Origin of the sequence: Mesorhizobium sp. M0816 (genome assembly GCF_040320005.1) — a bacterium.
Lineage (GTDB): Bacteria > Pseudomonadota > Alphaproteobacteria > Rhizobiales > Rhizobiaceae > Mesorhizobium.
On the sequence record NZ_JAMYOT010000008.1, the window covers coordinates 91,559 to 103,004 of the forward strand.

Annotated in this window: 15 protein-coding genes; 11 read left to right on the forward strand and 4 right to left on the reverse strand. The window is 63.7% G+C overall.

Annotated features, from left to right (window positions below; all coding sequences use genetic code 11):
* The first annotated feature begins 162 nt into the window (after window positions 1-162).
* The 6 genes from NKI17_RS14425 (at window position 163) to NKI17_RS14450 (ending at window position 4,580) form a co-directional block, all read left to right on the forward strand.
* Window positions 163-1,110: a metallophosphoesterase family protein gene (locus NKI17_RS14425; RefSeq protein ID WP_023678472.1), complete on the forward strand. Its 948-nt coding sequence runs from the start codon at window positions 163-165 to the stop codon at window positions 1,108-1,110.
* A gap of 11 nt (window positions 1,111-1,121) precedes the next feature.
* Entirely contained in the window at window positions 1,122-1,469 is a 348-nt protein-coding gene (locus tag NKI17_RS14430; RefSeq protein ID WP_352571994.1) for a cupredoxin domain-containing protein, read from the forward strand.
* A gap of 25 nt (window positions 1,470-1,494) precedes the next feature.
* Window positions 1,495-2,055, forward strand: a complete 561-nt coding sequence (locus tag NKI17_RS14435; protein ID WP_352817726.1) for a sigma-70 family RNA polymerase sigma factor — start codon at window positions 1,495-1,497, stop codon at window positions 2,053-2,055.
* Complete coding sequence (locus NKI17_RS14440) at window positions 2,052-2,885, forward strand: anti-sigma factor family protein (protein WP_352571995.1); 834 nt, start codon at window positions 2,052-2,054, stop codon at window positions 2,883-2,885. The genes NKI17_RS14435 and NKI17_RS14440 overlap by 4 nt, the downstream gene beginning before the upstream one ends.
* A gap of 124 nt (window positions 2,886-3,009) precedes the next feature.
* Window positions 3,010-3,507 carry a 5-(carboxyamino)imidazole ribonucleotide mutase gene (gene purE / locus NKI17_RS14445; RefSeq protein WP_023678468.1) on the forward strand — a complete coding sequence of 166 codons (498 nt, stop codon included), beginning with the start codon at window positions 3,010-3,012 and terminating at the stop codon, window positions 3,505-3,507.
* Window positions 3,504-4,580, forward strand: coding sequence for a 5-(carboxyamino)imidazole ribonucleotide synthase (locus NKI17_RS14450; RefSeq protein WP_352906206.1), 1,077 nt, complete (start codon window positions 3,504-3,506; stop codon window positions 4,578-4,580). The genes purE and NKI17_RS14450 overlap by 4 nt, the downstream gene beginning before the upstream one ends.
* Before the next feature lie 91 nt (window positions 4,581-4,671).
* On the opposite strand, the gene NKI17_RS14455 is transcribed toward NKI17_RS14450, so the two are convergent.
* Entirely contained in the window at window positions 4,672-5,094 is a 423-nt protein-coding gene (locus NKI17_RS14455) for a lysozyme inhibitor LprI family protein (protein ID WP_352571997.1), read from the reverse strand.
* A gap of 235 nt (window positions 5,095-5,329) precedes the next feature.
* On the opposite strand from NKI17_RS14455, the gene ykgO reads away from it, so the two are divergent.
* Together ykgO and NKI17_RS14465 are read left to right on the forward strand one after the other, a co-directional pair.
* A complete protein-coding gene (ykgO, locus tag NKI17_RS14460; RefSeq protein WP_006203764.1) occupies window positions 5,330-5,455 on the forward strand; it encodes a type B 50S ribosomal protein L36 in 126 nt (41 codons plus the stop codon).
* Window positions 5,456-5,549: 94 nt separating this feature from the next.
* The gene (locus NKI17_RS14465) at window positions 5,550-6,149 is read left to right on the forward strand and encodes a tetratricopeptide repeat protein (protein ID WP_352571998.1); all 600 of its coding nucleotides are present in this window, start codon (window positions 5,550-5,552) and stop codon (window positions 6,147-6,149) included.
* 150 nt (window positions 6,150-6,299) lie between these two features.
* Here NKI17_RS14465 and NKI17_RS14470 read toward each other — a convergent pair whose 3' ends face one another.
* The 3 genes from NKI17_RS14470 to NKI17_RS14480 form a co-directional block, all read right to left on the reverse strand.
* The gene (locus NKI17_RS14470) at window positions 6,300-7,382 is read right to left on the reverse strand and encodes an NAD(P)H-dependent flavin oxidoreductase (RefSeq protein WP_352571999.1); all 1,083 of its coding nucleotides are present in this window, start codon (window positions 7,380-7,382) and stop codon (window positions 6,300-6,302) included.
* 215 nt (window positions 7,383-7,597) lie between these two features.
* A complete protein-coding gene (gene pyk / locus NKI17_RS14475) occupies window positions 7,598-9,028 on the reverse strand; it encodes a pyruvate kinase (protein ID WP_352454861.1) in 1,431 nt (476 codons plus the stop codon).
* Window positions 9,025-9,471, reverse strand: coding sequence for a DUF1036 domain-containing protein (locus NKI17_RS14480; protein ID WP_502894514.1), 447 nt, complete (start codon window positions 9,469-9,471; stop codon window positions 9,025-9,027). Before NKI17_RS14480 ends, pyk begins: the two co-directional genes overlap by 4 nt.
* A gap of 285 nt (window positions 9,472-9,756) precedes the next feature.
* Between NKI17_RS14480 and NKI17_RS14485 the strand changes: the two genes are divergently transcribed.
* Genes NKI17_RS14485 through NKI17_RS14495 form a run of 3 tightly spaced genes read left to right on the forward strand, consistent with a single transcriptional unit; the run spans window position 9,757 to window position 11,362 of the window.
* Window positions 9,757-10,554 (forward strand): N-formylglutamate amidohydrolase, encoded by a 798-nt coding sequence (locus tag NKI17_RS14485; protein ID WP_352572000.1) that lies wholly within the window; start codon window positions 9,757-9,759, stop codon window positions 10,552-10,554.
* 26 nt (window positions 10,555-10,580) lie between these two features.
* Complete coding sequence (locus NKI17_RS14490; RefSeq protein WP_352572001.1) at window positions 10,581-10,889, forward strand: DUF1244 domain-containing protein; 309 nt, start codon at window positions 10,581-10,583, stop codon at window positions 10,887-10,889.
* Between the two features lie 11 nt (window positions 10,890-10,900).
* Window positions 10,901-11,362, forward strand: a complete 462-nt coding sequence (locus NKI17_RS14495) for a cupin domain-containing protein (protein ID WP_352572002.1) — start codon at window positions 10,901-10,903, stop codon at window positions 11,360-11,362.
* Window positions 11,363-11,446: the final 84 nt, after the last annotated feature.

Below are 11,446 nucleotides of genomic sequence, written 5' to 3' on the forward strand. Positions count from 1 at the left end.
TCGCCAGAGCGTGGTCGAGCCAGTGCCTTCCAGCGCCGGCTTCGCATCGGGCCAGTGCGCCATCACGGCAGTGTGAATGAACTTTTAGTCTTCGGGCGGAATAAACCACCCCGCCCATTGGTCTCCCAAACAGACGCCATTTCCGGCGTGCAGGAGACCGGTATGACCCACCACCACGACAATGAAGCTGACGGCATCAGCCGCCGTCATGCACTGGAATGCATGATCTGGGCCGGCACGGGAGTGCTGTGGACAATTTCGGCCGGCGTGCCGGTTTCGCTCAGCCTGCTCGGTGCGTCGCAAGCCGCCGAGGCCTTGGCCACCGGCTTCACTTTCCTCCAGATCTCCGACAGCCACATCGGCTTCGACAAGGCTGCCAACCCGCACGCCATCGACACGCTGAAGGAGGCCATCGGCAAGATCCAGGCGTTGCCGCAAAAGCCCGCTTTCATGATCCACACCGGCGACATCACCCATTTGTCGAAAGCCGCGCAGTTCGACAACGCTGCCCAGATCATCGGCGGCGCAGGCTTCGACGTGCATTATGTGCCCGGTGAGCACGACCTGATCGATGACGGCAATGGCCAGGCCTATCTCGACCGCTACGGCAAGGGCACCAAGGGCGCTGGCTGGTATTCGTTCGACCAGAACGGCGTCCATTTCATCGGGCTGGTCAACGTCGTCAACCTGAAGGCTGGCGGGCTGGGCAATCTCGGCGCCGACCAGTTGGCATGGTTGGCCGATGATCTGAAGGCGGTCACCGCCTCGACGCCAATCGTCGTCTTTGCCCACATTCCGCTATGGGCTGTTTATCCCGAATGGGGCTGGGGCACCGACGACGCGGCGCAGGCCTTGGCCCTGCTCAAGCGCTTCGGCTCTGTCACCGTACTCAACGGCCATATCCACCAGATCATGCAGAAGGTCGAAGGCAACGTTACCTTTCATACCGCGCGCTCGACCGCTTTCCCGCAACCGGCGCCGGGCACCGCAGCCTCACCCGGGCCGATGACGGTACCTGCCGGCCAGTTGCGCAGCCTGCTCGGCACAAGCAGCGTGACAGTCAAGCAAGGCGGGCAGGACCTCGCCATCATCGACAGCACGCTGGCCTGAGGGGAAATGCGATGATCCGCTTCCCATCCCGCGTCTTGGTCGTATCCTCTGTCACGTTCGGTTTGGCGGCGATCCTGATAATGGTTGCCATGCCACTGAACGCAGCTGACCAGCCAATGGTCAAGATCGAGAACTTTGCCTTCACACCGGCGGTGCTGACGGTAAAGCAGGGCACTACCGTGACCTTCGAGAATGACGACGACATCCCGCATCTGGTGGTCGCCAACGATGTCTCGTTTCGCTCCAAGGCGCTTGACACCGGTGACACATATGCCTTCACCTTCACCAAAGTGGGCGACTATGCCTATTTCTGCGGGCTTCACCCGCACATGCAGGGCAGGATCACCGTCGCTCCGTGAGGATTTTCGGACGGTTCTGCCCGGGATGCCGGGCGATGCGACGGTGTTGAACCAAGAGGCCGCGACCGAGCGCTTTCGCGAGGTGGTTCTGCCCCATCTCGCGGATGCGCTTGCGCTTGCCCGCTGGCTGACCGGCAACGCCGCCGACGCGGAGGATGTGGTGCAGGAGGCCTGTTTGAAGGCGCATGCGGGCATCGCCGGCTATGCCGGCGGCAATGCGCGCGCCTGGCTGCTGGCGATCGTGCGCAACGCCTCTTACTCCTGGCTGGCGCGCAACCGGCCGCGCAGTATCGTCGCCGTCGGCGACCTGAGCGACCTCGATGACATGACGGCTGCATATGGCGCCGGCCTGCCGGATACGGATAGTCCTGAGGCAAGCCTGATCGCCAAGGCCGACACGGCCGCACTCGAGGCGGCGATCGCCGCGCTGCCGCACCAATTTCGCGAGACTGTGGTGCTGCGCGACATCAACGGCCTCAGCTATCGCGAGATCGCGACGCTGCTTGGCGTGCCGCTAGGCACGGTGATGTCGCGGCTGGCGAGGGCGCGCGGTCTGCTGATATCCCAACTTGGGAGGGCGCCATGATCGCGCACAACGATGGACTGCCCGATGACCCGGCGGGCGTGGAGCTGATGATCCATGCCTTGGTCGATGGCGAGCTCGACGCAGCAGCAGCATTGGCTGTCGAGCGACGCATCGCGGCCGATCCGGCGCTCGCCGCCGAGCATGCCCGCATCGCTGCGCTGCAGACGGTCGTCAGCGGGCTGCCGAGGCTCGATGTCCGTGAGGATTTCAAGGCTCGCATCGCTGCAATCGGGACAGCCGGTACGGAGAAAGTGCTGCCGGCGCCGGCGCCCGCCGCTCGAGTGCCGCCGGCACACAGAGCGGTGCACCGATTTGGCGCGTTCGACTGGCGCGCGCTGGCGGCGTCGATCATCGTTACCGCCGTGCTGGCCAGCGGCGCGACGCAATGGATGATGCTGAGCAGGGCGCCCGACAGCTTTGCCGCCGCGGTCGCCAGCGGCCATCGCCGCAGCCTGCTGGCAGCCAGCCCCGTGGACGTCGTCTCGTCGGACCGGCACACGGTCAAACCCTGGCTGGATCGCAGGGTCGGCCTGTCGCCGCCGGCACCTGATCTTGCCAGTGACGGCTTCGCGTTGCTCGGCGGTCGGGTCGAGGTGATCGCCGACCAGCCAGTGCCGGCACTGGTCTACAGGCACCGCGAGCACCTGATCACTCTCGTCGCCGCGCCCGAGGAAACCGGCTCGACAGCCGGACCGGTCGATCTTTCTGCTGGTGGCTTCTCGCTGGTCCACTGGAGCGACAGCGCCTTTTCCTACTGGGCGATTTCCGATACCGAACGGCCTGAACTTGACGACTTCGTCAACCGCTTCCGAGCAGCGGCCGCCCGATGACAGACCGCCCCTGTCCATGTGCGTAGCCACGGAGACGGCACAAGCGGCTTTGCCGTTTCCGGCCATCCTTGCGGCTCCCCTCGATTTCAGCTAATGCGCGCTTTTGCCGCCGGAGAGCAGAAGCTTGGACGATCACCGCGCCGACGTCGCCATCATCATGGGCAGCCAGTCCGACTGGGCGACGATGCGCCACGCCGCCGAAACGCTTGAGGCGCTTGGAATTCCGCACAAGCGCCTGATCGTCTCGGCCCACCGCACGCCCGACCGGCTCTATGACTTCGCCAAGGGCGCCAAGGCGGCCGGCTACAAGGTGATCATCGCCGGTGCCGGCGGTGCGGCGCATCTGCCCGGCATGACGGCGGCGATGACGCCGCTGCCGGTGTTCGGCGTGCCGGTGGAATCAAAGACGCTGTCGGGCCAGGACTCGCTGCTATCAATCGTGCAGATGCCGGCCGGCATTCCGGTCGGCACTTTGGCCATCGGCAAGGCCGGCGCTGCCAACGCTGCCCTTCTGGCCGCCGCGGTGCTGGCGCTGAGCGACGAAAAGCTCGCCGCCCGGCTGGATAGCTGGCGCGCCGCGCAGACCGCCAAGGTGGCCGCCGAGCCCACGGATGCGCCGTGAGCCTGCCGGCGGGATCGAGCATCGGCATCATCGGCGGCGGCCAGCTTGGCCGCATGCTGGCGATGGCCGCGGCCCGCCTCGGCTACCGCATCGTCGTGCTGGAACCGCAGCCGGATTGCCCGGCGGCACAGGTCGCCAACCGGCAGATCGTCGCCGCCTATGACGACGCGGCCGCGCTTAGCGAGCTGGCTGCGGCCAGTGCCGTCGTTACGTATGAATTCGAGAACGTACCGGTCGCGGCCGCCGCGGCACTTGCCTCTACGGTGCCGGTCTATCCGCCGGCACGCGCACTGGAAGTGGCGCAGGACCGGCTAGCGGAAAAGAAATTCCTCAACGGCATCGGCATACCGACCGCGGATTTCAGCTCCGTCGACAATGACGAGGAACTGACGGCTGCGCTGAAACAGTTCAACGGCAGCGGCATATTGAAGACGCGCCGCATGGGCTATGACGGCAAGGGCCAGCGTGTCTTCCGCAACATAGAAACAGGCGGCTTTGCCGGCACTTGCGAGGCGATGGGCAACGTGCCGTTGATCCTGGAATCCTTCGTCACCTTCGAGCGCGAGATTTCGGTGATCGCCGCGCGCGGCAGCGACGGCTCGCTCGCCGCCTACGATCCAGCGTGGAATGTCCATCGCAACGGTATTCTTCACAGCTCGACGCTGCCGGCCGGAGTAAAATCCGAGACGGCGGCTGCGGCTCAAACGGCGGCGGCAGAGATCCTTGCAGCGCTCGACTATGTCGGCGTCATCGGCGTCGAATTCTTTGTCCTTGCCGACGGTTCGCTGTTGGCCAACGAGATAGCGCCGCGCGTCCACAATTCCGGCCACTGGACGGAGGCCGCCTGCACCGTCTCGCAATTCGAGCAGCACATCCGCGCCGTCGCCGGCCTGCCGCTGGGAAATCCCGCCCGGCGGTTCGACTGCGTCATGGAAAACCTTATCGGCGACGATGTCAGGCGCGTTCCTGAGCTGCTCGCCGAGCCCGATCTGATGCTGCACCTCTATGGCAAGGCCGAGGCGCGGCCCGGCCGCAAGATGGGCCATTTTACGCGCGTGAGCCGCCGCAGCTAGAGCATGATCCCGAACCGAAGGTCCGCGCTAGCGAAAAGTGGAATCCGGTTTTCGGAAAAGATCATGCTCAAACACAAGTTAGAACCTACGCTTACTGGATTTCGCCGCTCTCGTCCTCGTCGGGGCTGGCGCAGCTCACATCGCCTTCCGCGCAGGTCGAATCGACGGTGAGCTGCTTGGTGCGATCGTCGGTCAGCCGCGTCAGGCATTCCGATATCAGCATCGGATAGATCGAGCCGCCTTCGCTGTCCGCGGCGGAATAGCTGCATTCCGCGTCGCGAAAAGCGATCCAGGCGCGCTGCGCCGTCTGCAACAGCTTCCTGGCTTTTGCGTCACTTCCGCCGATGAGATCCTGGTAGGCCTTGTTGAGCTTGGCGTCGGCGGATTTGTAGTCCGCGTCGGCGCAGATGTTCATCATCTGCTGGCTGTCGTCGTTGCGGTCGCATTCCTGCGCATAGGCAACAGAACCTGCCGCGAGGACGACAAGACAGGCGGACACAAGAATTCGGCGCATGACGATCTCCAATTCGCAACCGCATCATTCCAGCCGTCTCAAGCCTGCGCAACGCCGCAAGACGCCAGTGGCGGATATTTGATGATACGAAACGGTCCGTATCGTTTAGGCAACGCGCTTGCGGTTGACACGGGCAACGCTCCTCGTCTATGAGCCACGCACAGTTCAAAGGCGCGTCTGTGGGCGCGCCTTAATAATTCGGCCCGTGACCGGGCCCAGACCGACGGGCAAGACCATGAAGATCAAGAATTCGCTCAAGGCGTTGAAGGCGCGTCACCGCGACAACCAGCTGGTTCGTCGCAAGGGCCGCATCTACATCATCAACAAGACCGCGCCGCGCTACAAGGCGCGCCAGGGTTGAGTTTTCGACGGAGGCTGCGCGCCTCCGTCCGCATGATACGACTCTCACGCTAAATTCAGTTTGACGATCCGGCGTCGGGGGCTAGATTCCCGCGATGCGGATTCTTTTTGCATTTTTCACGGCTTTCCTCGTTTCCGGCGCTGTCTCGCTGCCGGCGTGGGCTGAAGATCCGACCACAACACCGCCGACAGCACCTCCGGTCGTCAAGACGAAACAGGCGCGGCTCGATCAGCTGTTTGCCGATCTCAAGCGCGAACGCAATGAAAGGGCGGCCGAGCGCATCGCCGGACGGATCGGCAGCGAGTGGTCCCAGTCGGGCAGCGCCTCTATCGACCTGATGATGCAATGGTCGCAGAAGGCGATCGAAAACCAGAAATTCGATGTTGCACTCGATTTCCTCGATCAGGTGGTGACTTTGCAGCCGACCTATGCGGAAGGCTGGAACCGCCGCGCCACTGTTCATTTCATGATGAAGAACTACGGGAAGTCGATGGCGGACATCGACCGCACCCTGCAGCTCGAACCACGCCATTTCGGCGCGCTTTCCGGCCTGGCTCAGATCATGGCCGAAACCGGCCACAAGCAGTCGGCACTCGAGGCCTGGCAGCGCGTGCTCGGCATCTATCCGATGATGCGCAGCGCCCAGGACCAGGTCGCCGCACTTTCCGAGGAGCTTGCCGGCGAAGGCATTTGAGACCAGTAAGGGAGTAGGGGAATAGGGGAGCAAGGTAGCAAGGTAGTATGTGAGAGGTGCAGATTGCACTGTGGAACACATGCGCCCTACTCCCCTACTCCCCTACTCCCCTACTCCCCTACTCCCCTACTCCCCTACTCCCCTACTCCCCTACTCCCCTACTCCCCTATAGGCCCGATCTATGCCGCTTGCTTCCGTGACGAGTTTCTCCACAAAGGCGGCGGCCGGCATCTCCCGCAGCTTCGCAACGCCCTGCCCGGCCCAAATAGGCAAAAAGTCAGCCCGCTTGCTTTCATCCTTTGCCATCGAAAGCGGCATGACCAGACTCGCCTGCAGCGGAAACGCCAACGCTGCATCTCCCTCACCAGCCATTTCCATCACAAACCGGTTGCGCACCACGCGCGCTGGGCGGCCAGTGAAGCAGCGAGTCACCGACGTGCTCTCGTCGTTGGCCGAGCGCAATGCTACGCGATAGACTGGCTGCACATTGGCTTCAGGACAGGCCAGGAAAGCCGTGCCGATCTGCACACCAGATGCACCAAGTGCAAAGCTGGCAGCAATGCCGCGACCGTCGAAGATACCGCCAGCGGCAATTACAGGCACCCGCACGGCATCAACAATCTGCGGTACGAGTGCCATAGTGCCGGCTGTGCCGATAGCAGGGTCGCCAGTGAATGTGCCGCGATGCCCACCCGCCTCGTATCCCTGGGCGATAATGGCGTCCACCCCTCCTGCCTCAAGCTGGCGCGCTTCCGAGACGGTGGTGGCCGAACACAAGACAGTACAGCCGGCCGCCTTCAACTGCTGCACAATTGCGGTGTCGGGTAGACCGAAGTGGAAGCTGACCACCTTGGGGCGCAGCTCGAGCACAATTTCGAGACGCTCACGATCGAAGGTGGGGAAGGGCTCGCCCGGCTCGGGCACCGGTCCGAGGCCGACCTCCTCATAGCAGCCGCGAAGGCGGTCTCGCATACTTTGGGCTGCCGCATCATCGCGTGCCGGCGCCGGGTGCGCAAAGAAGTTGACGTTGATCGGACGATTGGTGGCGTGCTGTGTCGCCGTGAGCTGCTCGCGGATAGCCGCCGCAGGCAGAATGCCGCATCCGAGCGAGCCAAGCGCCCCGGCATTGCTGACTGCCGCCGCCAGTTCCGGCGTGGTGATGCCGCTCATCGGCGCCTGGATTATCGGGTGCTCAATGCCGAGGAGTTCCAGAAGATCAGTGCGCATCCACATTGGATCACCCTCCTCTTTCTCCCAGGAGAGATTACCTTAACTGACTTCCAGCTCAAGTCGGATAGGGCCTTCGAACCGCTTCACGGCCGGTCACAGGCTGATGCAAGCTGGCGGAGTTCGGCGTCTATCCTAACCCGACTGCCGTCGATGCGCCCGGCTGGCGCCGTGTTTACGACGCGCCATGCAGCCGGCCTGTCCGGCAGCCGCGGCCGACATTAGCGGCCGACTTCCGATCCGACATAGGCGATGCGCAACATGTTGGTCGAGCCCGGCGTCCTCAGCGGCACGCCGGCCGTGATGATGACGCGGTCGCCCGGCTTGCCGAAACCTTCATCGAAGGCGATGCGGCAGGCGCGGTCGACCATGTCGTCGAGGTCGCTGGCGTCGGGAGAAACGACGCAATGCGTGCCCCACAACAGCGACAGCCGCCGCGCCGTGTTGAGGATCGGCGACAGCGCCACGATCGGCACTTGCGGCCGCTCGCGCGCGGCGCGCAAGCCGGTCGTGCCGGACGCGGTATAGGTGATGATCGCCGACAGCTTCAGCGTCTCGGCTATTTCGCGGGCGGCGAGCGAGATCGCGTCGGCTCCGGTCGCTTCCGGTTCCGAGCGCTGCGCGTTGATAATTCCGGCATAGGTCGGGTCGGTTTCGACCTTGGTGGCGATCCGGTTCATCATCGCCACCGCCTCGACCGGATAGGCGCCGGCGGCGGACTCCGCCGAAAGCATGATCGCGTCGGCGCCTTCAAACACGGCGATCGACACGTCCGACACCTCGGCCCGCGTCGGCACCGGCGCGGTGATCATCGATTCCAGCATCTGCGTGGCGACCACCACCGGCTTGCCGGCACGGCGCGCGGCGCGGGTGATCTGCTTCTGAATGCCAGGCACGGCTTCGAGAGGCATCTCGACGCCGAGATCGCCGCGGGCGACCATCAGCGCATCCGAAAGCTCGATGATCTCGGCCAGCCGGGCGACGGCCTGCGGCTTTTCGATCTTGGCCATGATCAGCGCCCGGCCGCGTGCGATCTTGCGCGCTTCGGCCAGGTCCTCGGGCCGCTGCACGAAGGACAGCGCCACCCAGTCGACGCCGGTCGCCAGAACCGCGTCGAGATCCCGGCGGTCCTTTTCCGTCAGCGCGCCGACCGGCAGGTCGGTGTCGGGCAGGCTGACGCCCTTCTTGTCGGAAATGGTGGTGCCGGCGACGACGGTGCAGACGATCGCCTTGCCGTTGCTGCTGACCGCCTTGAGCTCGAGCTTGCCGTCGTCGATCAGCAGGCGATGACCAGCCTCGACCGAACGCAGGATTTCGGGATGCGGCAGGTAGACCCTCGTCGAATTGCCGGGCTCGGGATTGTCGTCAAGCGTGAAGGTCTGACCGACGGTCAGCACCTCTTTGCCGTTGGCGAACTTGCCGACGCGCAGCTTTGGCCCTTGCAGGTCGGCGAGAACGCCGATCGGCCGGCCGACCGCCTCCTCGACGGCACGAATGCGGCCGACAAGCGTACGCATCAATTCATGGTCGGTGTGGCTCATATTGATGCGGAACACGTCGGCGCCGGCTTCGAACAGCTTCTTCAGCATCTCCTCGGACGAGGAGGCCGGACCGATGGTGGCGAGGATCTTGACCTTGCGGCTGCGTCTCATTGACTGTTTGTTCCCGGGGCGGCTGGAGCGCCATCCGTTGCGGGCTCGTCAGTCAGCTGGACCATCCAGCTTGCCTGCTCGCCCGTGTCATATTCCTGGAATCCGGCGCGCTGAAAGCCCCGGGCGACGCAATCGGTAACGCCGGCGATCTTGAACTCTTTTTCGGCCACGCACATGTTGATCGGACCATCCCAGCGTCCGCCGCGCTCGGCGTCTTCTGCATAAAGATAGTAAAACCTTGATGACAACGGTCCCTCGATCAGCGTCTTGCAGCTCGATCCTTCGATGTGCCACCAGCCTTCGGTGATCCAGCCGGCTTTGGCGCGATAGCCGATGCCGACACCGACCAGGTTCTGCGTGGCGTTGCAGACCCGGAAATCGGCCCGTGCCGGCGAGGCCGAAATCACCGCGAAAAGACCCATGGCCGGTACCAGGAGCGGCATGGCCAAGGCGTGGCGCACACGCAGCCTGCCGGCGAAACCCATCCTGAAACCCCTCAAGAACCACATTTGCATCTCTCAACGCCCCTTTTCGGAAAAGTCCGTACGCATGTCAACGCGCCGATCTGTCCAATTCCAATCGATTTAGAAGGCTCTGGCGCGCTTGCGGTCGCCCCTGCTCAGTTTTTTGGCAGAAACCGTGGCCAAACAACGGCATTGCGCAAGCGTTCTCTTCGTGGAATGACGATACCACCTCCCCGAAAGCCAGCGAACAGACCTTTCCCGCCAATGACCCGATCCACAGTTTTCGCGCCTTTCGATATCGTCGAAGGCGATCGCAAGCGCGGCATGGTGCTTCTGGCCGATCACGCCCGCCGCGACCTGCCGGAGGAGTATGGCAGTCTCGGCCTGCCGGCGGCGGAGTTCGACCGCCACATCGCCTACGACATCGGCGTCGAGACTGTAACCCGCGAACTCGCAAGTCTGCTCGGCGTTCCGGCGGTGCTTGCCAATTTTTCGCGACTGCTGATCGACCCCAATCGCGGCGAAGACGATCCAACGCTGATTCGCCAGCTCTATGACGGCACCGTCATCCCGGGAAATTATCCCATGGCCCCGGAGGAGCGCGAAAGGCGGCTGGACCGCTTTTACCGCCCCTATCATGATGCCGTCGGCGCCATGATCGCCTCTGTGGCGCGAGCATCCGCGCGGGCACCCTTCATCTTTTCGGTGCATTCCTTCACACCGACCATGCAGGGATTCGTGCGGCCGTGGCACGCCGGCATATTGTGGGACCTGGACGACCGCGTTGCGCGGCCGCTGATCGACATGCTCGCCGAGGACAAGAGCCTCATCGTCGGCGACAACGAACCCTATGACGGCGCACTGCGCGGCGATACCATGTTCAGGCATGCCATCGTCAACGGCTTTGCCCATGCGCTGCTCGAGGTCCGCCAGGACCTGATCGCCGACCGCAAGGGTGCCCTCGCCTGGGCCGAACGGCTGGCGCCGATCGTTGACGCGATAGATCGACGTGCCGATATACATGCGGTGAAAATATTCGGCTCGCGCACCGGGCCGGTATGATGAGGCCCAAGGGAGGCCAACATGACATGACCGAACTCAGCGAAGAACAAAAGCGCGATTTCGAAGCCGCTGCCTTCCGCCGGCTGGTCGCGCATCTGCACGAGCGTTCCGACGTACAGAACATCGACCTGATGAACCTCGCCGGCTTCTGCCGCAACTGCCTGTCCAACTGGTACCGCGATGCGGCGCAAGCCGAAGGTGTCGAACTCAGCAAGGAACAGTCGCGCGAGATCATCTACGGCATGCCCTATGCCGAGTGGCAGGCACTGAACCAGATCGAAGCCTCCGACGCCAAGAAGGCCGAGTTCGAGGCAAGACGCCCTAGGGATCACTAGGGGAGGACGCCGTGCCTAAGATCGACGTTGCCGAGGTGCCCGTACGCAAGGGCTCATCCTATCCACCGCCGTTCGATGCACCCTGTGCCGAACGCGTGCGGCAGCGGCTAGGCAACGCAGGCGGGCTCACCGACTTCGGCATCAATCTCATGCGCCTGCCGCCGGGCAACTGGTCGAGCCAGCGCCACTGGCATTCGCACGAAGACGAATTCGTCTACGTGCTTGAAGGCGAGCTGACGCTCGTCGAAGATGCCGGCGAGACGGTGCTGCGCGCCGGTGATTGCGCGGCCTTTCCGAAAGGATCAGGCAACGGCCATCACATGATCAATAAATCGGGCGCGATGGCGATCTATCTCGAAGTCGGTTCGCGCTGGCCCGACGACGTCGCCACCTGCTCCGACATCGACATGATGAGCACCAACGCTGACGGCCGGTTTGTGCACAAAGATGGCGCGCCTTATCCCGAGTCGTAGGGATTTCGGAGTGGACCGCCGAGGTGGTTGGCCGACGCGAGAGGACGTAGCGTCTGGTCCAAGCACTTTCGGCGAAGAGCGCTT

Coding starts and splice junctions, on each gene's coding strand:
- NKI17_RS14425 (WP_023678472.1), top strand. CDS start 163: ATGACCCACCACCACGACAATGAAGCTGACGGCATCAGCCGCCGTCAT.
- NKI17_RS14430 (WP_352571994.1), top strand. CDS start 1,122: ATGATCCGCTTCCCATCCCGCGTCTTGGTCGTATCCTCTGTCACGTTC.
- NKI17_RS14435 (WP_352817726.1), top strand. CDS start 1,495: ATGCCGGGCGATGCGACGGTGTTGAACCAAGAGGCCGCGACCGAGCGC.
- NKI17_RS14440 (WP_352571995.1), top strand. CDS start 2,052: ATGATCGCGCACAACGATGGACTGCCCGATGACCCGGCGGGCGTGGAG.
- NKI17_RS14455 (WP_352571997.1), bottom strand. CDS start 5,094: ATGCGCCGAATTCTTGTGTCCGCCTGTCTTGTCGTCCTCGCGGCAGGT.
- ykgO (WP_006203764.1), top strand. CDS start 5,330: ATGAAGATCAAGAATTCGCTCAAGGCGTTGAAGGCGCGTCACCGCGAC.
- NKI17_RS14465 (WP_352571998.1), top strand. CDS start 5,550: ATGCGGATTCTTTTTGCATTTTTCACGGCTTTCCTCGTTTCCGGCGCT.
- NKI17_RS14470 (WP_352571999.1), bottom strand. CDS start 7,382: ATGTGGATGCGCACTGATCTTCTGGAACTCCTCGGCATTGAGCACCCG.
- pyk (WP_352454861.1), bottom strand. CDS start 9,028: ATGAGACGCAGCCGCAAGGTCAAGATCCTCGCCACCATCGGTCCGGCC.
- NKI17_RS14480 (WP_502894514.1), bottom strand. CDS start 9,471: ATGCCGCTCCTGGTACCGGCCATGGGTCTTTTCGCGGTGATTTCGGCC.
- NKI17_RS14485 (WP_352572000.1), top strand. CDS start 9,757: ATGACCCGATCCACAGTTTTCGCGCCTTTCGATATCGTCGAAGGCGAT.
- NKI17_RS14490 (WP_352572001.1), top strand. CDS start 10,581: ATGACCGAACTCAGCGAAGAACAAAAGCGCGATTTCGAAGCCGCTGCC.